The organism is Sorangium sp. So ce1153 (genome assembly GCF_051521595.1).
Taxonomy (GTDB): domain Bacteria; phylum Myxococcota_A; class Polyangia; order Polyangiales; family Polyangiaceae; genus Sorangium.
This window is the reverse complement of record NZ_CP150361.1, coordinates 7,563,597-7,585,468: the sequence shown is the minus strand read 5'-3', so window position 1 is coordinate 7,585,468 and position 21,872 is coordinate 7,563,597. Positions and strand designations below refer to the sequence as shown.

At 72.7% G+C, this 21,872-nt stretch carries 16 protein-coding genes; 7 read left to right on the top strand and 9 right to left on the bottom strand.

The window, feature by feature from the left end:
* The first annotated feature begins 186 nt into the window (after positions 1-186).
* Entirely contained in the window at positions 187-390 is a 204-nt protein-coding gene (locus tag WME85_RS27295; RefSeq protein ID WP_437825294.1) for a hypothetical protein, read from the top strand.
* A 496-nt stretch (positions 391-886) separates the two neighbouring features.
* Positions 887-1,936, top strand: coding sequence for a hypothetical protein (locus WME85_RS27290; RefSeq protein WP_437825293.1), 1,050 nt, complete (start codon positions 887-889; stop codon positions 1,934-1,936).
* A 112-nt stretch (positions 1,937-2,048) separates the two neighbouring features.
* On the opposite strand, the gene WME85_RS27285 is transcribed toward WME85_RS27290, so the two are convergent.
* Together WME85_RS27285 and WME85_RS27280 are read right to left on the bottom strand one after the other, a co-directional pair.
* Entirely contained in the window at positions 2,049-2,387 is a 339-nt protein-coding gene (locus WME85_RS27285) for a hypothetical protein (protein ID WP_437825292.1), read from the bottom strand.
* A 134-nt stretch (positions 2,388-2,521) separates the two neighbouring features.
* Positions 2,522-3,337 (bottom strand): class I SAM-dependent methyltransferase, encoded by an 816-nt coding sequence (locus WME85_RS27280; protein WP_437825291.1) that lies wholly within the window; start codon positions 3,335-3,337, stop codon positions 2,522-2,524.
* Between the two features lie 165 nt (positions 3,338-3,502).
* On the opposite strand from WME85_RS27280, the gene WME85_RS27275 reads away from it, so the two are divergent.
* From WME85_RS27275 to WME85_RS27265, 3 genes are all read left to right on the top strand, one after another.
* The gene (locus WME85_RS27275; protein WP_437825290.1) at positions 3,503-5,485 is read left to right on the top strand and encodes a hypothetical protein; all 1,983 of its coding nucleotides are present in this window, start codon (positions 3,503-3,505) and stop codon (positions 5,483-5,485) included.
* 164 nt (positions 5,486-5,649) lie between these two features.
* Positions 5,650-6,312, top strand: a complete 663-nt coding sequence (locus tag WME85_RS27270; RefSeq protein WP_437825289.1) for a TetR/AcrR family transcriptional regulator — start codon at positions 5,650-5,652, stop codon at positions 6,310-6,312.
* A 78-nt stretch (positions 6,313-6,390) separates the two neighbouring features.
* Complete coding sequence (locus WME85_RS27265; protein WP_437825288.1) at positions 6,391-7,926, top strand: FAD-dependent monooxygenase; 1,536 nt, start codon at positions 6,391-6,393, stop codon at positions 7,924-7,926.
* On the opposite strand, the gene WME85_RS27260 is transcribed toward WME85_RS27265, so the two are convergent.
* Positions 7,892-9,280: a WD40/YVTN/BNR-like repeat-containing protein gene (locus WME85_RS27260; RefSeq protein WP_437825287.1), complete on the bottom strand. Its 1,389-nt coding sequence runs from the start codon at positions 9,278-9,280 to the stop codon at positions 7,892-7,894. The genes WME85_RS27265 and WME85_RS27260 overlap by 35 nt on opposite strands.
* Positions 9,281-9,495: 215 nt before the next feature.
* Positions 9,496-11,271, bottom strand: coding sequence for an RICIN domain-containing protein (locus WME85_RS27255; protein ID WP_437825286.1), 1,776 nt, complete (start codon positions 11,269-11,271; stop codon positions 9,496-9,498).
* 895 nt (positions 11,272-12,166) lie between these two features.
* Between WME85_RS27255 and WME85_RS27250 the strand changes: the two genes are divergently transcribed.
* On the top strand, positions 12,167-13,264 hold the full coding sequence (locus WME85_RS27250) for a Nif3-like dinuclear metal center hexameric protein (protein ID WP_437825285.1): 1,098 nt from the start codon (positions 12,167-12,169) through the stop codon (positions 13,262-13,264).
* Positions 13,265-13,370: 106 nt separating this feature from the next.
* On the top strand, positions 13,371-14,840 hold the full coding sequence (locus WME85_RS27245) for an MATE family efflux transporter (protein WP_437825284.1): 1,470 nt from the start codon (positions 13,371-13,373) through the stop codon (positions 14,838-14,840).
* Positions 14,841-15,003: 163 nt separating this feature from the next.
* Here WME85_RS27245 and WME85_RS27240 read toward each other — a convergent pair whose 3' ends face one another.
* The 5 genes from WME85_RS27240 to WME85_RS27220 form a co-directional block, all read right to left on the bottom strand.
* Positions 15,004-15,399 (bottom strand): type II toxin-antitoxin system VapC family toxin, encoded by a 396-nt coding sequence (locus WME85_RS27240; RefSeq protein ID WP_437825283.1) that lies wholly within the window; start codon positions 15,397-15,399, stop codon positions 15,004-15,006.
* 287 nt (positions 15,400-15,686) lie between these two features.
* Positions 15,687-16,520, bottom strand: coding sequence for an NAD(+) diphosphatase (nudC, locus tag WME85_RS27235; RefSeq protein ID WP_437825282.1), 834 nt, complete (start codon positions 16,518-16,520; stop codon positions 15,687-15,689).
* A gap of 177 nt (positions 16,521-16,697) precedes the next feature.
* Entirely contained in the window at positions 16,698-17,537 is an 840-nt protein-coding gene (locus WME85_RS27230) for a LytR/AlgR family response regulator transcription factor (RefSeq protein WP_437825281.1), read from the bottom strand.
* The gene (locus WME85_RS27225) at positions 17,530-18,741 is read right to left on the bottom strand and encodes a sensor histidine kinase (RefSeq protein WP_437825280.1); all 1,212 of its coding nucleotides are present in this window, start codon (positions 18,739-18,741) and stop codon (positions 17,530-17,532) included. Before WME85_RS27225 ends, WME85_RS27230 begins: the two co-directional genes overlap by 8 nt.
* Positions 18,742-19,166: 425 nt before the next feature.
* Positions 19,167-21,743, bottom strand: a complete 2,577-nt coding sequence (locus WME85_RS27220) for a helicase HerA-like domain-containing protein (protein WP_437825278.1) — start codon at positions 21,741-21,743, stop codon at positions 19,167-19,169.
* Between the last annotated feature and the right edge of the window lie 129 nt (positions 21,744-21,872).

Here is a 21,872-nt window from a genome sequence, read left to right as displayed (position 1 = left end):
GAGGTAGGTCTGTAAGCGGATCACGTACGACAATGGCGGTGAGGCGAGGGTGGATGAGTGCCTCGAGCAAGGCTGATTGCACAGGTACCAACGACTGTCTTCCAGGGTCCACCAGTCGTTTGGGTAGAAATTGAGGAGTTTGACGGGGGAGTGCAGCTATATCGATACAGTTCGGAAGGCGTGTGCGTGGCAGACACCTGGCACCAGACCGTCGATGAGGCCAAAGCGCAAGCAGAGTTGAGTTTGGGATACACGCTCCTGATTGGTCTGAAGTTGGTGAAGTCTGATGTGCTGGGGCATCGTTCGGCGCTGCTTGGCGCTTCTGACTCCCATGAGCAGCGGCCCGAGTTGCACAGTATGCTGTGTGGACAAGGATTGAACCTAGCCTGATCTTAAACGTCGTGCCGCGAATCAGTACGCGCCGACAGCACGGCCGCCCGCGATCGACGCGCTCGATGAGGTGAAGTGTGGCTGTGATGCGGTCGGCGGCTGGAGAGGCCGAGCTCGGGGCTTACAGTGCAGCACACGACGTTCCACCTGCCGGCGACGCCGCGGCGCAGCGATGCGCGTCAGCTCGCGCCGTTTGTTGCGTGATCCTGCAAGACGGCGGCGCAAGCCGTTGCTCCCGGGACCGCGCCGCAGCGAGATCCTGCCTGGATCGCGTCGCGGACGTTCTGGCACAGCCGTTGCTCTTCTTCCCGGACGTTGAAGCGCGACGCACACGCGCCTCGGCAACACAGGTGGAATCCCGCGCGTGACGACGGGCCTTGGTCGATGCACGCAGATCCGAGAGCGACGGTGCCCACGGCACCTCGCCCTCGGCGCGATAGAGGTCGACGTCAGGCTGGATCCACCGCGCCCGACAGGCAGAAGGATGGAGTCATTGATGAAGCTCAGGGGTTTTCGTCTCGGATTGGCGCTGCTTCTCTCCGCTGGAACGCTGACCACGATCGCCTGCACGTCGCCTGTGGACCCGCAGAGCGAGCAGGGGGCCGGAACGGTCAGCCTGCCGCTCGTGACGTCGACGGGCGGCAACTTCCGTCTCCATAACGCCACGTTCTCCATCGACGCGATGAACGGGGCCCACGTCGCCACCCTCGACTCCGAGAGCGATCCGGACGCCGAGACGCTGACGGCGACCCTCTTCCAGGGGCCCTACCGGGTGCGGCTGCTGGACGGCTGGCAGCTCGACAGGATCGAGGCGGACGGCACGGAGTCTCCCGTCGCGGCGGCCCTCGTCTCGCAGAACCCCCAGATCATCGACGTCGACGCCTCGGCGACGACCGACGTCTCGTTCACGTTCACCACGGGGCAAGGCACGATCGTCCTCGGCGACGGCGCGGTCGACATCCAGTTCGACGTCACGCCGAACGACGGGCTCGCGCAGTGCAACCTGCTCTACAACTACTACTGTCCGTCGGGTCAGACCTGCCTGCTCGCCGACGCGAGCGGCAGGACGTTCTGTGCGTCACCAGGAACGCTGCCGGTGGGCTCTCCGTGTACCTCGGACCAGTGCGTCGCGGGGGCGCAGTGTCTCAAGGTGGATCAGGACAACCCGGAGCAGGGCGTCTGCACCCAGTTCTGCAACGTGAACGACACGACGTTCGGCGTGAACTGCCTGAGCCTCGGCCTCGACGACAGCAGCGTCGGCTTCGTGGGACCGGCGCCAGAGGGGACCTGTGACCTGCTGACCCAGACGGGGTGCGCCGAGGGGGAAGCGTGTCAGTACCCCGGCGGTAGCTTCCCGAGCTGCGGCATCCCGGGCACGACGCCTCCGGGTGGCGCCTGCTCCGGGGAGACCTGCGGAGCCGGCTACCAGTGCTACTACGGTACATGCACGGAGATCTGCGACGCGCGCGTGACCTACCCTGGCACGCCGGGCTGCTACTACTGTTATAATGTGGGGACCGGCAACGCCGGACGCTGCTACAACTGACGTGGCCATCGGCCACAGCGGCCCGGCTTGAGCGAGCCGCCAGGACGCCAGGGACGCCTGGAGAACCCAGCGTCTCCCTGGCGTCCCTGTCGGACGAGCGGCTCGCTCCGGCTCAGCGCGGGCAGCCGCCGAGCGCGGGCGCCCCGAGCAGGTCGAGCTGCTCGACCGCGCGCGACGGCCGGCGCGCACGCGGGCCCGCCTCCGCCAGCGGGGCGGCGCTCCGCGGTACCGCTCGCCGGAGGAGCTCCTCGCGGATCGCCAGCAGCTCGCGCGCGGGCAGGGTGCTCGTGTCCGTCACGAGCCGCGCCCCGTCACAGTAACCGGTCCACACCGTGTAGCCGTCTCGTGTGACCTCGATCCCGAACCTTGGGCCATAATCCGTGATCTCGTACGTGCGGCCCAGGGCCAGGAAGCTCCACTTCTTCATCGCGACCGTCTCGCCAGTGTCCATCGGGGCAGCCGGAGCGGCCAACAAACCGGGGACGCCTGTGGGGGGGCGCTCACAGGCTGTCGACGTGCGAACACGGAGTTTGCGTGGCGCCGCCCCGCTGGCTCACACGGCGGCGCCCGCGCCCGCGCCCGCGCTCACGCTCGCGCGATCGCGCGAAGGCCGACGAGCACTGGGTCGCTCAGGTAATCCTGCCAGAAGCCCAGTCCGAACGCCGCGCGTCCCTCCTGGCTCGGCAGGACCGGCCGCCAGGCGATCTCGCCGAAGCCGGCTCGCGTCAGCGCGTCCTCGTACACGTCACGGCTCCACCGCCAGTTGTCGATCTCGAACCCCGCGTCGATCTCCGCCCGCAGCCTGACCCGGTCGCCGCCCGTGGCCAGCGGATCCACCTCCGTGACGGTGAAACCATATTTCGTGTAGTTCGCCGGGCCAAAGGCGCACTCGGGGTGCATCGTGACCGCGACCAGACTGCCGCCATGCACCAGGTTCGCGCGGATCGACCTGGCCATGCGCAGCAGCTGCTCCGGGTGAGTCGCGTAGGTCAGGAGGAGCACGCCTAGGGCCACATCGAACTCACCGATACCGCCGAGAGCGCTCACATCCCCCTGACGATACCCGATCCCCAGCGGAGCCCTCGCCTCCTCGGCCCGCGCCGCCGCCACCATCGCGTCGGACACGTCGACGCCCACCACCTCCGCCGCGCCGAGGCCCTTCACGAGGCGTGAATAGAAGCCCGTCCCGCAGGCCAGATCCAGCACGCGACGCCCCCGCAGGTCCCCGAGCATGGCGCGCACCGCGGGGAGCTCAGCATACCTCGCGACGGGCAACTCTTTGACGGCAGGATAGTCTTCACCGATCAAGTCATATCGGGAGCTCATGCGCGGCGACTCTAGCAAGGCGATGTCGCCGTACAAGGCGGGCGCCAGCCGCCCGCGGGCGACAACGGGGCTCACCCGGACACCGGCTCAGGGGCGCGAGATCAGCGCTCATGTCGCCCGCGAGCCTGGTTCGAGCGGCGCACGACGCCCCGAGGGCCATGGGGGTGCAGCGCCCTCCGGCCGCCCGATCGTGCAGGCCGCTTGCCAGCGGCGCTGTTCAGGCGCGACGATCGGCGCGCCATGAAGCGCGCCGTCCTCCTCCCGCTCGTCCTCACGGCCGCGTGCGCTGGCGCGCCGGCGTCTCCGCCCGGCCGCGCCGCGCCGCTGCCTCCGGCGGCGCGCCCTGCGGACGCCGAGCCCGCCCGCGCGGCGCAGCTGGCGGAAGCGCGTCCCCTGGCCGCGCCGAGAGAGCTCTCCTCGGTGCTGCGGGTCGCCGACGTGCGCCGGACCTGGGGCAACGTCGCGCAGCTCCTCGCGGGCACGCCGTTCGGGATGATGCTGCTCGGCCCGGGCCAGATGGCGCCCGAGGTGCTGCTCGAGGAGGCGCTCGGCCCGGCGCTCGCCGAGGTGGTCGATCTGGGCAAGCCGATCGACGTCGCGGTGCTCGGCACCGAGCGCCCGCGCCTCGTGGCCTCCCTGTCGGTGCCGGAGCGCGAGATGCCGCGGCTGCAGGAGCGCTTCGTCCTCCGGGAGATGAAGGAGCTGAAGGGGCATCGGGGCATGCTGCGCGTCGAGGGCGTACGCGAGGCGGATCCCGACGATCGGGCGCTGCCCAGGGTGTGCGCCCTCGAGCCCGGCGAGCGCAGCGGCAGCGCGCGCCTGGTCTGCGCCGACGACGTCCAGGATCTCGAGGCCGCCGCGCCCTACCTCGTCCAGGTCGTGGGCCGGGAGCCGCTCGAGGCCGACGCGCGCATCGAGGTCCCGGGGCGGATCATCGTCGAGGGCGTGGAGAGCAGGCCCGACGAGGACGACGACAGCCACGCCGGGAAGATGGGCCTGGAGCTCGTCGACGCGTTCGCACGCGATCTCGAGGGCGTCAGCGTCGACCTCACGTGGGTTCGCCCGGACATCGAGGTCGGCTTCGGCATGCGCTTCGCGAGCCGGCGTTCGCCCCTCGCGCTGGCCGCCGCGCCAGCCGCGGCGCGGGACGCCGCCACCCCGCCGGCCTTCTTCCGGCTCCCGCGCGACACGGCGATCGCCTTCTACACCCAGGGCGCGTCGCGCGCGGAGCTCACGCCGCTGCGCGAGGCGTTCTTCCGGGGGATCCGCGACGACATGGCCGACGAGGGCTACGACGCGTCGGGGCTCGATCGGTTCATGGATCGCCTCGGCACCCTGGCGTTCACGGGGGGCCCCTTCGTCATCGGCTCGGGCGGCGATCGCGCGGCGGCGGAGAAGGCCCTCGCCGCCTACCAGGGCGGCAAGGGCGCGCCGCGCGCGCGCAAGGCGGCGCGCGGCGCGCTGCAGAGCTGGTTCCTCGTCGCCGTCGAGGAGCCGGCGCAGGCCTGGATCTCGGGCGTGAAGGAGCTCATCCAGCTCGGCGAGCAGCTGGACAAGAAGAAGAAGGCGAGCGAGCCGGCCGCGGGCAGCGCCGCGCCGGCCGCGGGCAGCGCCGCGCCAGCTGCAGGCGACGCCGCGCGGGGGGCGGACGCGAACGGCGGCGCGCCGAAGGGGCAGGCGCCCAGGGGCGGCGAGCAGGACAAGGAGATCACCGATCCCGTGATCGTCCGCGCGCCGGCCGCGCTGCCCGCCGGGACGCTGCACGTCGAGCTGCGCTCCAGGCCGCTCACGAAGGACGCGCCGCCCGCGCACACGAGCCATCTCTACGTCGTCCCCGCCGGCCAGCGGACGTGGATCGGGGTCGGCGAGGACGACGCCGCCGTGGTGGAGCGGCTGCGCGTGGCGGCGGACCCGGGGCGCGACGAGCGCACGCTCGGCGCGGCGCCAGGCGTGGAGGCGCTGCGGCAGCCCGGGTCGCTGGCCGGCGGGCTGTTCTCGCTGGCCAGCTGGACGATGCTCGCGGCGAACGGGGACACGCCGGAAGCGCTCGACGACGCCGCCAAGGCGCTCGCCGGGCTCGCGAGGCTGCCCTCGCGCGGCGAGATCACGATGCCGTTCGCGATGACCTCCGAGGTGCTCGCCTCCGGCGCGGCGCGCCTCGGCGCCCGCGTGCGGGTGCCCAGCGCGGGCATCCACGACGTGCTCGCGCTGCTGATGCGCTGACGCCGCGGTCGACCGTCGAGCGACGGACAGGCCGGCGTCCTCGCGGCGCATCGCCCTCGGACAGAGGGGGAGACGCGCCGGTCAGCTCACGCCCCGGTCGCCGCCAGAACATGGGTAAATAATCATTTACTGGAGACCCTTGACCGGCGCTCGGTCATGGGTAAATGATCGTTTACCAGATGGAGGGCGAGGCGAAGAAGGAGACGCGGCGAGCCCTGCTCGACGCGGCGGCCGAGGAGTTCGCGCGGCACGGGCCGCAGGGCGCCCGCGTGCAGGCCATCGTGGGGCGCGCCGGGGTCAACGAGCGCATGATCTACCACCACTTCGGGAGCAAGGATGGGCTCTACCGCGCGGTGCTCGAGGAGCAGTGGTCTGGCCTCATGACGGCGTGGCGGCCGATCCTGGAGGAGTCGGCGACGCTCGATCCGCGCGAGGGGCTCTGGCGCTCGTTCACGGCGTTCTTCCGGCTGCTCCTGGCGAACCCGCGGATCATGCCGCTCGCGCTGCACGAGGCGATGAGCGGCTGGCGGTCCGCGCCCCCGGCGACCCTGTCGATGCTCCCGTCGCAGCTGCGCGAACTCTACGAGCGAGGGCAGCGCGGCGGGGTGTTCCGGAGCGACTGCGACTTCGAGCTCCTCTACTGCACCGTCCTCGGCGCGCTGACCGCGATAGGCATCTTCGGGCCGCGGTTCTCGGACGTCAGGGAACGGCTGGAGCGAGACCCCGAGCTCGCCGCGCGCCTCGGCGAGCAGACCGTGAGCCTGGTGCTCGACGGCGTGACCGCGCCTGGACGAGGCGGGCGCGTGGACACCGGCAAGACCGCGTGAAGTGAGCCTCGTTCACCCTCCGTCGTCGTTCCTCACAATCCATCGTTGTCGTCGAGCAGTCAAAGAAGGAGAGCGCGTATGAGCGTCGATGTCGTCATCGTGGGCGGCGGTCCGACAGGCGTGATGCTGGCTTGCGAGCTGCGCCTGGCCGGCGTGCGCCCCGTCGTGCTGGAGCGCCTGCCCGAGCCCACGGGGCTATCCAAGGCGCTGGGCCTCGGCGGGCGCGCGGTGGAGATCCTCGATCACAGGGGCCTGCTCGAGCGCTTTCGCGCGGAGCAGGGCGCCCTCGACATGTCGATGTTCAGGCACTTCGGCGGGATCCCGCTGGACCTCCGCGGGCTCGACGACGACCGCGGGAGCGCTCCCGGGCGCTTCCTGGCCATCCACCAGGCGCGCATCGAGGCGCTGCTGGAGGAGCGGGCGCGCGAGCTCCGCGCGGAGATCCGCCGAGGGCACGAGCTCACCGGGCTGGAGCAGGACGGAGAGGGCGCGACGGTCGTGGCGCGAGGGCCGGAAGGCGAAACCAGGCTTCGCACGCGCTTCGTCGTGGGATGTGACGGCGGACGCAGCGCCGTGCGCAAGCTGGCCGGGATCGGCTTTCCTGGTCTGCCTCCCTCTCGGCTCCTGCGCCTCGCCGACGTCGTGCTGCCCGAGGACGCGACGGAGCAGGGCCAGCTCGTGCTCTCCAGCGGTCGCCGCGTCCGCTTCGGGCTCGGCGGGGTCGCGATCGTCCCGCTCGGCGCGGGCGTCTTTCGCGTGGTCACGTCGGAGCCTTATCCGCCGGACTTCGACCGCGACGCGCCAATGACGCTCGACGAGCTGCAGGCCAGCGTTCGCCAGGCGCTCGGCGAGGACCTCCCGGTCCGGGAGGTGCGGTGGCTGTCCCGGTTCACCGACGCCAGCCGCCAGGCCGACAGGTACCGCGCTGGCCGCGTGCTGCTCGCGGGCGACGCGGCGCACATCCATCTTCCGGCGGGCGGGCCAGGCCTCAATACCGGCTTGCAGGATGCGGTCAACCTCGGCTGGAAGCTGGCCGCGGAGATCCACGGCTGGGCGCCGCCGGAGCTCCTGGACACCTACCATGCAGAGCGGCACCCCGAGGGACGGCGCGTGATCATGCACACGCGGGCGCAAGGCGCGCTGATGGCGCGCGACGAGCGCGTCGCCGCGCTGCGGGAGCTGCTCGGGGAGCTGCTCAAGCACGAGCAGAGCTTGCGTTACGTGGTCGACATGCTGGACGCGGTCGACGTCCGCTACGACATGCGAGGCGAGCCCGGCGAGCCGCATCCGCTGCTCGGGCGGTGGGCGCCGGATCTCCGGCTGATCACCAGGCGAGGCGAGACCCGGGTCGCGGAGCTCATGCGCGGGGCCAGGGGCGTGCTGCTCGACCTGACGGGCGGCGCCCCGCTCGGCGCCGTGGTCGCGCCCTGGGACGACCGCGTGGACACCGTCGTCGCGCGCAGCGCAGGGCCGACGCGCCCCGCGGAGGCGATGCTGATCCGGCCCGACGGCTACGTGGCCTGGGTGGCGGGCGCGGGCGAGCCCGACGGGGGCGCCCACCGCCGGCTGCGCCGCGCGCTCACCACGTGGTTCGGCGCGCCCCGCGGCGGCTGAGCCGGATCTGCCGGCGCCGCGCCCGCAGGAGCGCGCCGCCGGCGGCGACCATGCCGAGCAGGAGCGCGCCGGAGCGCCCTCCAGCCGAGGCCCCGCAGGAGCTGCCGCCGCCGTCGCTCGCCCCGGTCCCGCCCGCGGTCGCCTCGCTCCCGCCGGAGCTCGCCCCGGCCCCGCTCGAGGCCGCGTTCGATCCGGAGTCGGCGCCGCAAGAGCCCGTCGCGCCGATGAAGCTCGCGGTCGACGACCAGAGCGGAGGGCAGGTCTGGCCCGTCGAGCTCTCGCTCGCGCAGGCAGGCGGCGGGCCGCAGAGGCGGTCGAGCGTCATGAGCGGCGAGAACGTCCTGCCCCCGTCCGTGGAGACGCCCGCGGTGAAGCCGTCCACAGGCTCGTCGGCGCAGGCGAAGAGGCCCCGCTCGGTCCAGGTCAGGCAGCGGACGCCGAGCTGCCCTACCCGGGTGAACTCCAGCGTCGCCGTCGGCGCGACCCACAGGCCGTCCTCGTCGCTGCCGGCCGCGATCATCGTCCCGTCGGGCGAGAGGGCGAGTCCGAGGAGGCTCGTCGCCTGGAACACCTCCCGCCACGTGGCGCCCCCGTCGTTCGAGACGAGGAGGGCGTCCGCGCCGTCGCCGTCGCGGCGCACATAAACGATGTCGGGGTCGACCGGATCCACGGCGCCGAGGTACGGCAGGTTGCGATCGTCGCTGCCGGGCACCTCGAAGTCCTCCCAGGTCGCCCCGCGATCGCTGGAGCGCTTCACGATCCCCTGGAAGGTGGGGCCGTTCCAGCGCCCGCTCACGTAGATGCGCCGGGGATCGCTCGGCGCGCTGTCCAGGGTCACGCCGAGGAACGTGCTCGGCAGGTCGGCGCCAGCCTGCGTCCAGGTCCTCCCGTCGTCCTTCGACTCCCAGACCTGGGTCACGATCGCGTCGCTGGCCAGGACGCTCGATCCGAGCAGGATGGCGCTCGCGGGGTCCGCGCGGTCGATCGACAGGTCGACGATGTTGCGCTGCGCGAGCCCGCCCTCGGCCATCTCCCACTGGCAGCCGCCGTCGTGCGTCGCGCTCAGCCCGTCGAAGAGCCCGGCGAGGATCGAGCCGCCGCCGGTGATGACCATCATCGGGTCCTCGAAGCCGCTGTAGCCGATGGCGCCTTCACAGATCCACGACCAGCGCTCGCCGCCGTCGCGCGTGACGAGGAGGCCATACGTGGCGCGCAGGGCGATGTGGTCCGGGTCGGAAGGGTCGACGAGGATCTGCCCGGCGGCGGGATAACGGCCGTTGGCGGAGGCAGGCGTCGAGGCGGAGAGGGCGAGACAGGCCGCGGCGGCCCCGAGCCCCAGAGCGGTGCGGTTCATCGAACGGAGGTACATCCATCCTCCTGCGCGGCGCAACGCCTCGACAGGAGGAGCGCGGCGCGGTCAAGGCAGGGAGAGCCCCTGTTCGGATCGGGCCACGACCCGCAGCGGCGCCGCGCGCGGGCCGGGAGCGACGCCCCCGGCCGCGCGCTGGGTCCGCGCGCTGGGTCCGCGCGCTGGGTCCGCGCGCTGGGTCCGCGCGCTGGGTCCGCGCGCTATTGCCGGCGGAACTGCTGGTTCGTGCCGGTGTGGCAGGTGTACTGGATGAACCTGCCGTCATCGGCGGTGCTGGCCCCGGAGACATCCACGCACTTGCCGCTGCCGACCGAGCGCAGCGAGACCACGCCGCTGCCGCGATCGACGAGATCCCACTTCTGGCTGTTCTTGTCGGCGCAGTCCGACTGGATGATGTTCGCCATGTTGGCGGTGCTCGACCCCTGCACGTCGAGGCACTTTCCGCTGTTCGCGTTCTTCACGACCGCCGTGGTGCCGCTGATGACCTGGATCTGCCACTGCTGGTCGCTCGCGCCGGTGCACGGCCGCTGGACCAGCGTGGCGCCGGCGGCGGTGCTCGCCCCGCTGACGGCGACGCACTTGCCGGAATGGACGGCCGTCAGGCTCTGGCCGGTGCCGGTGCCGGTTCCGGTGCCCGTGCCGGTTCCGGTGCCGGTGCCGGTACCAGGGTCGGTGCCGCCGGTGCCGCCCAGGCCGGTGATCTTGATCTGCGCGCCCGTGGCCGACACCGAGAGGACGGTCAGCGTCGCGGTCGTCCCGAAGAGCTGGTGCGAGGCGCCGACGACGAGCGGCGCGTCCCTGAAGTTGCCGCCCGGGATCATGTCGAGGAGGTGCGCCCGGCCGCTCTCGCGCGACTGCGTGAAGAACGCGTGGACGAGGACGCCTTTCCCGGAGAGATTGCGCGAATCGATGACGTTCGTCGCCGCGGGCTGGCGGAACTCGATCTGGTACATGATGTCGTTCGGCCCCTTGACGCGGTAGAGCTGGGTCCCGGTGCTCGCCTCGGTCATGGGGGCGAGCGTGTAGGTCCCATCGGCGCTGATCGTCACGGCCTGCGCGGCCGGGATCCACCCCAGGTTCACCTTGTAGTTGGCGTTGTAGTGCTGCTTCCCGCCGTTGCCCATCGGGTCGAACACGTCGCCGTACTCGTCGAAGGTGCAGTCGTTGCTCATGGTCACCGTCGCCCCCGCGTTCCGACAGGTGCGCGAGGAGGCGTGCCAGAGGCCGAAGTTGTGGCCGAGCTCGTGCACGACGACCTCGGGCCAGAGGCCGGCGATCCAGGTGGCGTTGCCGGGCTGCATGCCCATGCCGGCATACCCGCAATCCATCTTCCCCATGATCATGAAGTGCTGGTACGCGTTGAGGTCGAAGCCAGCGTTCTTCGCCGCGGTCTTCGCCTCGTTCTGCCACCTGTTGTAGTCGTCGCACTTCCCGAAGCTGATGTTGAACGGGCCGGCGACGTCGTACTCGAGCTTCATCTTTCCAAAGGAAGAGCCCGCCAGGTGGGTGGCCGCGCCGTCGAGGGTGTTGCGGATGTCCTGCTCGGTGCCGAGCGTCTGGCCGCCGTCGAACTGCACGCGCAGCGCCAGGACGCGCTTGGTCCCGGTCGTGACGACCGCGCTCGTCAGCGAGCCGATGCCCTCGGCAGGACGCATCGTGTCGACGTCGATGCTGCCGTCGTCGCCCTCGACGCCGAACACGTCCACCGGCGAGCCGCTGGCCGTGCGCCAGTCGGTCGGCGCCTCGCCGCCCGGCGACGCCTCCTCGGTCATCGCGCCGAGGTTCAGGCGCACGAGTGTCCCGTCCTCCCGCTCCAGCATGTACCGCGCCTCGCCGTTGGCGACGGCGACGGTCAGCGTTCCCGAGGCGGTGGGGGTCGCCCCCGCTTCCACGTCACCGGTGGGGCTCAAGCAGCCGGACGCGAGAGCGCTCGCTGTGAGGACAACCGCGGACAGGTGTGACTTGAAGCGCTGCATGGTGTCTTCCTTTCCAAGCTCTGTCTGATCTGCCCGTCCCCCGCGTGGGAGAGCGCCGCGCCTTCCCCCCTCAGGAGCGTGGGCGCGGCGCGACGGGGCGCTGCCAAGGAGAGGCCGCAAGCGCGGCCAGCCTCTCCGCTGCTGATACAACTTGACGGTCCGACTGCTCGTCGACCGCTCGACCTTCGCTCGCGGCCGTCACGCTCCGTCACCGTTCAAGCACGCTCGCGAGCGAGGCTTTCCCATCAAAGCAAGAGCGCTGCCACTGCCGTGCAGCGCGACTCTCGCCTCTGTCACTGAAACAATCGCCCTGGGGCGGCCAGTGATCCAGTGATGCGTTATGTTTGCGTGCTCTGGATGGATCGTGAGAGATCCTGAATGGACATGAAAACACCACCCATCCTACGAGATGCGGTGACCACGAGAGGCCTTGTGATCGTCCGCTGGAGCTGACGCCGCTCAGGCGATCTCGACCGGAGATTTTCGCTCAATTTCGGCCGAGATGGTGAAGATCGGTGGTCGCTGGTGACGACGTGAGACCACGAGTGAGGACCGAGGAGGTCATGTGGGTCCACTGGCGATGATCGTCATGCCCTGTCGGTCATTGCCTCCTCCGGTGCTCCTGCGGGGCATGACCTGAGCAAGGGGGGGCGGAGCTCGCGGGAGCCGGCGCGGGGCCGTTCAGGGGTCAGGGGCCCTTTCTTGCTCGATCTTCGCCGGGGATCGCGCCCGGGCCGCGCCGCCAGGCGGCGTATCAGGAGATGCCCTGTCGGTCCGATCGAGTCGCCACGAGGCCGCCCGACGGCCGCCGCCGGGCGAGCCGCCATGGGCTCGCGGCGCGGCGTCTCCGGCTGCGCTCCGCTCCTTCATCGGTCCTGGTGGTATAGAGGCGCGCATGACCCTCCTCCGAGACGTCCTCGCCGCGCTGGAGTCGATCGCCCCGCTCCGGTTCGCCGAGCCGTGGGACAACGTGGGCTTGCTCGCGGGCGACCCGGCGCGGCCCTCGTCCGCGGCGCTCCTCGCGATCGACTACACCCCCGAGGTCGCCCGGGAAGCGCGCGATCTCGGCTGCGATCTCGTCGTCGCCTACCATCCGCCCCTCTTCGAAGCCGTGAAGCGCGTCGTGGCGCCGAGCCCGATCTTCGCGGCGATCCGCGATGGCATCGCGCTCTACTCGCCCCACACCGCGCTCGACGTCGCCGAGGGCGGCACCAACGACGTCCTCGCCGACGCGCTCGGGATGTCCGGGGAGCGCGCGCCGCTCAGGCGGGCGACGCCGAAGGCGTGGCAGGACAAGCTCGTCGTCTTCGTCCCGGAGGATCACGCCGACGCGGTGGCCGACGCCCTCGCCGGGGCGGGCGCGGGCCAGATCGGCCGGTACTCGCGCTGCAGCTTCCGCACGGTCGGGACGGGCACGTTCTTCGGCGAGGAGGGCACGAGTCCCACCGTCGGCGAGAAGGGCCGGCTCGAGCGCGTGACCGAGGTGCGCCTGGAGATGGTCTTCCCCCGCGATCGGACCGAGGCCGTCCTGCGGGCCATGCGCGCCGCGCACCCCTACGAGGAGGTGGCGTTCGATCTCGTCCCGCTCGCCGCCGAGCCGCTGCGGGCCGGCATCGGCCGGATCGGGCCGCTCGGTGGCGCCGCGCCGGTCGGCGAGCTGCTCGGCCGCATCAAGGAGCACCTCGGCGTCGGCGCCTTGCTCGTCGCCGGCCCCGAGCAGCGCGCCATCTCCCGCGCGGCGACGTGCGCCGGGGCGGGCGGCGCGCTGCTCGAGGACGCCATCGCGCAAGGGGCGGAGCTCTACCTGACCGGCGAGCTGCGCCACCACGACGCCATGCGCGCGGCGAGCGCGGGCGTCACCGTGGTCTGCGCGCTGCACTCGAACAGCGAGCGCGCGGCGCTGAAGCGCGTCGCCGAGCGCCTCCGCGCCGCGGTGCCGTCGCTCCGCGTCGACATCAGCGCGCGCGACCGGGATCCGTTCTCGATTCGCTGACGGCGCGGCGTTCGACCCGGAGGGAGAGCTGCGCGCCCGCGCCGCCTGCAAAGGTGTGTGAAGGAGCTGGACGAAACGGCCTGCCGCGATCAGCTTGCTCGCCCCCATGCGCGACGACGCCACGCCACCTGCCCGCGAGCTGCGCGCTGACGCCCTCGCGCCCGCGCCGCCCCCGTCTAGCCCGCGCCGCGGCGCCGGCGTCTGGTCGACGCTCCGCGACGCGGTCCGCGGCGGCGAGCACGACTTCACCGCGGGATCCATCGACCGGGCGATCACCCTGCTCGCGATCCCGATGGTCATGGAAATGCTCATGGAGTCGCTCTTCGTCGTGGTCGACGTCTTCTGGGTGTCGCGCCTCGGCGCCGACGCGGTCGCCGCCGTCGGGCTCACGGAGTCCTTCCTCGCGCTCGTGTACGCCTTGGGCCTGGGCCTGTCCGTCGCCGCGTCCGCGACCGTCTCGCGGCGGATCGGCGAGGGGCGGCCCGAGGAGGCGGCCGCCATGGCGGGGCAGGCGATCGTGCTCGGGCTGCTCGTCTCGCTGCCGATCTCGGCGGTCGGCGCGCTGCTCGCGTCGCGGCTGCTCGCGGCCATGGGGGCGGCGCCCGGCGTGGTCGCGACCGGGACGCCGTTCGCCGCGACCATGCTGATCGGCAACGCGACGATCCTGATGCTGTTCGTCATCAACGCGGTCTTCCGCGGGGCGGGCGACGCGGCGCTGTCGATGCGGGTGCTCTGGCTCTCGAACGCGCTGAACATGGCGCTCGGCCCGTGCTTCATCTTCGGCCTCGGGCCGTTCCCGGAGCTCGGCGTCACCGGCGCGGCGGTGGGGACGACGCTCGGCCGCGGGACCGGCGTCGCGCTGCAGGTGTTCCTGCTCGCGCGCGGCGGCGGCCGGGTGAAGGTGCAGGCGCGGCACCTCGTCCCGGATCCGCGGGCGCTCGCGGCGCTGCTCCGCCTCTTCGCGAACGGCGCCTTCCAGGCGGTCGTCGGCACGGCGAGCTGGATCGGCATGGTCCGCATCCTCGCCCCCTTCGGGAGCGCGGCGCTCGCCGGCTACACGATCGGCATGCGGGTCATCACGTTCGCGATCCTGCCGGCGTGGGGGCTCGCGAACGCCGCCGCGACGATGGTGGGGCAGAACCTCGGGGCCGGGCGCCCCGAGCGGGCGGAGGCCGCCGTCTACCGCGCGGGCATCTGGACCACGGTCATGCTCGGCGCGATCGGCGTGGTCTTCGCGGTGGGGGCCGGCGCGATCGTGGGCGCGTTCACGGACGACGCCGAGGTGCTTCGCCACGGTACGCAGGCGCTGCGGGTCGTGGCGGGCGGGTTCCTTTTCTACGGCTTCGGCATCGTGTTCATGCAGGCGTTCAACGGCGCCGGCGACACATGGACGCCCACGATGCTGAACATCGCGTGCTTCTGGCTGTGGGAGATCCCGCTCGGCTGGGGCCTGGCGAGCGTCGCGGGGCTCGGTCCGCTGGGCGTGTTCCTCGCGATCGCGGTGGCGTTCTCGACGCTCGCTGTCGCGGGCGGGCTCATGTTCCGCCGCGGCGCCTGGAAGCAGCGCCGCGTCTGAGGGGGGGTACCGCGGGCGGCTGAGGGACCGTCGGGTCGGCGCGGCGCTATCCTGAGCCATGGAAGCGCGGCGCATTGAGGCCACGGTCCGGGGCGGATGAGTTATGCCTGCACCGTCGTCTTGGACCCGTGCGTGACACACGCGGGCTGTCGGCATCCCTCGGTCACGAGTCCCAGCGAACGCGGACGCCAGGATAGCGGGAGACGAGCTCGTCCTTGCTCACCAGCTCGGCGTCGTGCTCGATGGCGGTAGCGATGATCACCCGGTCGATCGGGTCGCGGTGCACATCGGGCAGAGCTGCCGACCGGGCCGCGATCAACGGAGTCAGGGGAAGCAGGACGAGGCCCGCCCGATCAATGGCCATCGTGAAGAAGTCCTCGATGGATACCGGGAGCACGATACGTCCCTTCTTCGCGAGCCAGGCAACCTCCAGGCAGGAGACCGATGCGATGCCGACGGGTCCGGGCTCTTGATCGATGAGCGCCTTCGTCTTCGGCGGAAGCTCGGTGGCGGTGCCTTGGATCCACCAGAGCCAGGTATGCGTGTCGAGGACGATCATTCGTCGTCCATGCTCCAGTCAGGCTCATCGATGGCCGGGCTGATCACGTCCCCCTGAATCTGGAGCCCAGATAGCTCTGCGGGGGGGCGGCGCACTGCGGTCAGCGAAGGGGGTGGTTCTTCAAGAACCAGAAAGATGGCTTCGACCCTCGCGCGAGGGGGGAGGACCGGCATGTCCTTCAGCCGGCCTTGCTCGTCGGTCTCGAGGAGCGCTCGGTGCGCCTGCATGGGGTGACAGTAGCACGGCGCGGGGGAGGGCCGTTCCGCAGCGCTGCCGCGCGGGCGCCGCTACCGCGCTGGCCGCGCCAGCCAGGCGTCGATGAGCTTCCGGGCGATGCTGAGCGGCGGCGGCAGCGTCGGCAGCGCGTCGCGGTGGAACCAGCGCGCGTCCTCGAGCTCGCGCGTGTCGACGCGGAGCTCGCCGCCCGCGTAGCGCGCGGTGAAGCCGACCATGATCTGGTGCGGGAAGGGCCACGGCTGGCTGCCGAAATAGGCGATGTCGGCGATGTCGACGCCCGTCTCCTCGTGGACCTCGCGCGCGACGCACCCCTCCAGCGCCTCGCCCGGCTCGACGAAGCCGGCGACGAGGCCGTACATGCCCGCGGGGAACCGCGCTTGCCGCGTCATGAGGATGCGCGGGCCGTCCTCGACCAGCACGATGGTCGCCGGCGTGATCCGGGGGAAATAGCTGCTCGCGCAGCGGGCGCAGCGCTTCACGCGCTCGTCCAGCCCCGTCTCGAGCTCGGCGCCGCACGCCGCGCAGTACTGGTGAGCCCTGTCCCAGTGCTGCACCTGGTACGCCGTGCCCGCGAGGTCGAACAGCTCCGGATCGATGCGCCCGTGCAGGCGCCGCAGCGAGACGTACGCGTGCCCCTCGGGCGCCGGAGAGCCCGGCGCGAGCTCGGCGGAGCGGCACGGGCGCCCGTCGAGCTCGCCGAGCGGCTGCGCGCGCACGACGCGGAGGCCGAGGTCGGCGAGATCGACCGCGACCGGGACATCGAAGCTGTCGCCGCCGCCGACAGCGCGGACGAAGAGCTCGTCGCCGTGGAACGCGAACCAGGCGACCTCGCCAGGCGGCGCGTTCGGCCGGCTGAGGCCAGGGCGGAAGCGGCTCGGGGGCATGGACTTACCCGCCGCCAGGGAGCCGCGAGGGCTCCACGTCGAGGGGACGATCCAGGGAGTCGAACGGCTGCATGCGGGAGAGCTTAGCGCCTCGGACGGGCGAGCGAGGCGCCCGAGCGCTGGCGCCGCTCCAGCGCACCGCCGAGAGCTCCTCCCGGCGGCGCCGGCGCATCCGCTTCAGCGCAGCGCCGACAGCTTCTCCCGGTGGCTCCGCGCCACCTTGAGCTCCGCGCCCCCGGCCAGGACGACGACCGTGTCCCGGCGCCCCTGCGTGCGTAGCTCCTTGATCCGGTCGCGGTTCACGATCGCCGAGCGGTGGATCCGCACGAAGCGCGCCGGATCGAGCTTGCCCTCGACGCTGTTCATCGTCTCGCGGTGGAGGTAGCTCTTCCCGCCGGCGTGGACCTGGACGTAGTAGTCGGCCGCCTCGATCCAGTCGATCTCGTCGACGCCGAGGAACACGACGCGGCACCCGTCCTTGATCGCGAGCCGCCGCAGGTACCGGGCGCCCGCGGGGGGCGGCTCCGAGCCGGCGCCACCCCGCGGCGGTGGCGGCGACCCCGCGGCCGCCGCCGCCGCGGGGTCGCCGTAGCTCTGCAGCAGCGACAGGAGGCGCTGGCTCAGGTCGCTCATCCGCGAGAGCCGGACGTGGGCCTTCGCGCGGCGGAGGGCGTCGTAGAAGCGGTCGTCGTCGAACGGCTTCAGCAGGTAGTCGAGCGCGTGGACCTCGAACGCGCGCAGCGCGTAGCGGTCGAACGCCGTCACGAAGATCACGGCGGGGAGCTCGTCGGGCGGGAGCGACGCCATCACCTCGAAGCCGTTCATCTCGGGCATCTGCACGTCGAGGAACACGAGATCGGGCCGCAGCCGCCGGATGACCTCGAGCGCGTCCGGCCCGTCGCCCGACTCGGCGGCGACCGCGATCTCGGGATCGCCAGCGAGCAGCAGGCGGATGCCGTCCCGGGCGAGCGGCTCGTCGTCCACGATGACAGCGCGGAGCGCGCCGGGGCTATCCATGCGCGCGCCGCTGCTCCTGGTGCGCGAGCGGGTGCGCGGGCCGGAACGGGACGGCGACCGTGACGAGGACGCCCCCCTCCGGGCGCCGCGCGATGGTGAGCCGGTGATCGCCCGGGTAGAGCTGCCGGAGCCGCGCGCGCACGTTGCCGAGCCCCGTCCCCTCGCTCGCCTCGCCGGCCCAGCCCTCCTTGAGCCCGCGGCCGTCGTCGGTCACCTCCACGACGAGGCGGTGATCCTCCCGCCGGGCCGCGATCGCCACGCTCCCCGACGACGCCCGCGGCGCGATGCCGTGGCGGATCGCGTTCTCGACGATCGGCTGCAGGATGAGGTTCGGGATCTCGGCGTCGAGCGCCTCGGAGGCCACGTCCGTGCGCACGGTCAGGCGGTCCTGGAAGCGGGTCTTCTCGATCTCGAGGTAGCGATCGAGGAAGTCGAGCTCCTGCTTGAGCGGCACGATCTGCTTGCCCGCGCTCTCGAGCGCCATCCGGAGCAGCTCGCTCAGGCCGGTGATCATCCGCACCGAGGCCTGCGTCTCCTGCTTTCGCACGAGCACCGCGATGGCGTGGAGCGTGTTGAAGAGGAAGTGCGGGTGGAGCTGCATCTTGAGCGCCTGGAGCTCCGCCTGCACGAGCTTCGTCTCGAGCTGCGCCGCCGCGACCGCGCGCTCCCGGTACTTGCGGTGGTAGTCGGCCGCGTGGACCATCGCGAGGAGCCCCCAGTAGATGAGCAGCTCGATGTCGAGGTACATGCCGAGGATCTTGTGGAAGACCTCGAAGAACGGCGCCTTCACGTAGGATTCCTGGCCGATGAGCCGCCCCGTGAGCGCGTTGAGCGCGACGTGGCCCGGGGCCATGGCGAGGTTCGCGAGCAGGTGCACCGCGACGTTCCTCGGGAAGCCCTTGCGCTCCAGCGGGTACCTGCGGCCGAGCCAGACGATCGCGGGCGTCATGAGCGCCCAGAAGAGCCAGGGCAGCCCCTGCCACAAGAACGCGGCGAGGAACGACAGGTGACGGTCCTGCTTGTGCTGGAGGAAGAGGTAGGTCTGCGTGCTCGAGATGAGCACCGGGATCAGCCACAGCCCCGCCGCGAGCCAGAAGCCCGCCCACCTCGGGCCGGCGAGCGCGCCGGGGGAAGCCGGGGCCCGCGCCGAGGAGGCGGCGGGGGGCGAGAGCGCGACGCGCGTCGCTCCGGCGCTGCCGTTCACGGTTCACCCGAGGGGTTGAGCTGCCGCGAGGTCTGCATGGCTCGGCTCGTGGCGCGCGCTGGCGCGCTGGCGCGCCGGCCAGCAGGAGGCGGGCCGCGGGCGCTCTCCCTGGATCAGAGCACAGGCGCCGGCGGCGTGGGGGCGCTTTGCAGCCGGCTGCGCCTGCGCTGCAGCGAGCTGGCCTCCGGGCGGCGCGGCTCACGCGAAGCTGGCCTCGGGGCGGCTCGCGCGAAGCTGGCCTCCGGGCGGCTCGCGCGAAGCTGGCCTCCGGGCGGCTCGCGCCAGGCGGGCTTGCCGTCGCGCCGCCAGGGTAGTGGTCTCATTTGCCCAGAGAGAATTCACATGAAGGCGGGAAGATCATTGAGCTTTTCTTCCCGCCCTCCCGCCTTCATGGTCAAATCCGACCACCACCCGCCGCCAGAGGGTCACGCGGGGCCGGCGAGCGTCGCGGCCCAGGCGAGCGCGACGAACGCGACCTCGACGTCGTTCTTCCTGGGCACGAGGCGCTTCGTCTCGATGCCCTCGCCGGCGCGGAGGGGGAGCTGCTCCAGCGTGGAAAGCTCGGCGGCCTGCGCGGCCTGGAGGTCCCGGAGGGCGGCGTCCGCCTCCGTCCATTCCTGGCGCGCGCGCTCGAGCTTCGCGGTGGCCCTGTCGCGCTGGGTCCCGGCGCGCCGGGCGGTGTCCCGGCCGGCGACGAGCCCGAGGAGCGCGGCGCCCACCGCGCCGGGGAGCGCGGCCACCTCGGCCTCGGCCTGGTCGTACCGCGCCTTCGCGGCCGCGATGCGCTCGCCGAGGCGCGCGATCCGCGGGGCGAAGCGGCCGATCACCTGCTGCTGCTCGGCGGCGGCGAGCCGGGCCGCCGCGGCGCGGCACCGGGCGGCGAACGCCTCGAGCGGCTCGCCCTCGGCCTGCGCGAGCCCGAGCTCCTTGTGGACGGCCACGGTCGCCTCGGCCGTGCGGTAGGCGTGCTCCCGCAGCGCGCGCGCCGCGGCCTGCGCCGGCGCGCGCTTCGCGAGCGGGGCGGGCAGCTCGGCGAAGCGCGCGCCCGGCGCAGGGGACGCCGAGAGCAGCGACGGGTCGAGCCGGGCGACGCGCGACAGGTCCGGCCTGCCGTCGGGCAGGAGCGGGGCGGCGAGGAGCTGGCTCTGGTTGAGGGTGACGCCGAGCTTCGCGTCGCGCAGGTGGGCGACGACAGAGACGGCCACCCAGGGGATGTAGCGGAAGCCCTCCGGGGCGGCCGCGGGGGCGTGCGCGTAGAGGCTCCGCCACCCCTCCGGCGGCGGCGGGGCCGTCGGCTCGCCAGCGCCGGCGCCCTCGCGAGCGGCCTCGCCGCGGCGCGCGGCCTTCGCGGCGTGCGCGGCAGGCGCAGGGGTCGCGCGGCGCGGGTCGAGGACGACCGTGCCGCCGGGGCCCACGGCGGCGTGCGGGGCCGGCTTCATCGGCGCCGGTGGCGACGATGAAGCGGGCGCGCGGCCTGGCGGGGCCGCGGGCGTCGAGGATCTCACCGCCGCCGGGCCGGGGGCGGCCGCCGCTCCTGCCGCTGGCAGGGGCGCCGCCGGGCTCGACGGCGCGGCCGGGGCGGGCGGGGGAGGGGACATGCCCCGGACGAGGCGGCCGAGCTCGCGCCGGGTGACCGGGCCGCGCAGCCACGACAGGCTGAACCGCGTCTCGGCCAGGAACGACGGCGGCTGCATGTGGACGTTGCGCACGAAGAACGTGCGCGGGGGCAGCGCCTTCAGGGCCGCCGAGAGCGCCGCGGCCTCGAGGCCGCCGGCGCCCCCGTCCGCGCCCGAGAGCCCCTCGACCACGCGCTCGCGGTCGGCGTCGGTCTGCAGCCGGCCCACGAACCACGCGCCGGCGTTGGAGAGCGCCTTGTAGTCGAGATCCATCGGGTTCTGCGTGGCGAGGACGACGCCGACCCCGAAGGCGCGCGCCTGCTTCAGGAGCGCGAGCAGCGGCCGCTTCGTGGGCGGGTTCGCGGGGTGCGGGGGCAGGAAGCCGAAGACCTCGTCGAAGACGACGAGCGCGCGCAGGTCGCTCGTGCCGGAGAGGCCGCGCACCCACGAGAGCAGCTGCTCGAACAGGAGCCCGAGCACGAGGAGCCGCTCGTCGTCCTCGAGGTGCGCGACGCTGACGATGACCGCGGGGGTCTTGCCCTCCCGCGGGGCGAGCCACCCCGCGACGTCGAGCGGCGCGCCCTTGCGCCAGGTGGCGAACGTGGGGGAGGCGAGCAGGGTGTTGAGCTCGCGCGCGAGCGCCTGCCGTTCCTTCGGGGCGAAGAACTCGTCGACGTCGAGGGCGCCCACGGCGGCGATCGGCGGCTCGGCGAGGTCGGCGAGCAGCTCCTCGAGCCCCGCCGCCCGGCCGCCGCGCAGCCGCCGCTCGGCGAGGTGCGCGAGCAGCACGTGCTCGCGGCTCCGCGCCGGATCCGGGTCGCGCCCGACGAGCCGGAGCAGGAGCGACAGCGAGGCCGAGAGCGCCTCGCGCGCGGCCTCCTCGTCCTCGTCCCAGAGCGACGAGGGCGCCTCGAGCGCCGACAGCACGTGGATCGGCTCGCCCGCCGTGGTTCCCGGCGTGAGCAGGCGCGGCGCCATGCGGGCGCGGAGCGCGGCGACGTCGGCCGGCCCGAGGCCCGAGGAGGCGAGCCCGGCGCGCCACCGCGCCGCGAGCTCGCCGGCGACGTCGGCGGTCGAGCGGCCGTCGCGCGCGGCGGCGGAGGGGTCGAGCCACGGCTCGAACTCGGCCGGGGAGAGCTCCGGGAACGTGAAGAGCAGGTTGGGCAGGTCGCCCTTCACGTCGACCATGAGCACGGGGACGCCCGAGCGCAGCGCCTCCTCGACGAGGACCATGACGAGCCCGGTCTTGCCGCTGCCGGTCATGCCGACGACGACGCCGTGGGTCACGAGGTGGTGCGCCGGGAGCTCGAACGGGCGCGCGGCGGCGGCGCCTGGGTCGCCCTGGAGCGGTCGGGAGCGGCCCAGCGTGAAGGGGCGGGTCGGCATGGCGGCGGCTCGTGACATGGCGGGCGCGACGTCGCAATGGTCGGGGAGTGAGGCGGCGCGGGTGCCCGTCAGGGGGCGTTTCCCCATCGGCTGTAGCGGCAGCGACCGGGAGTGCGCCCGCGTGTTCGG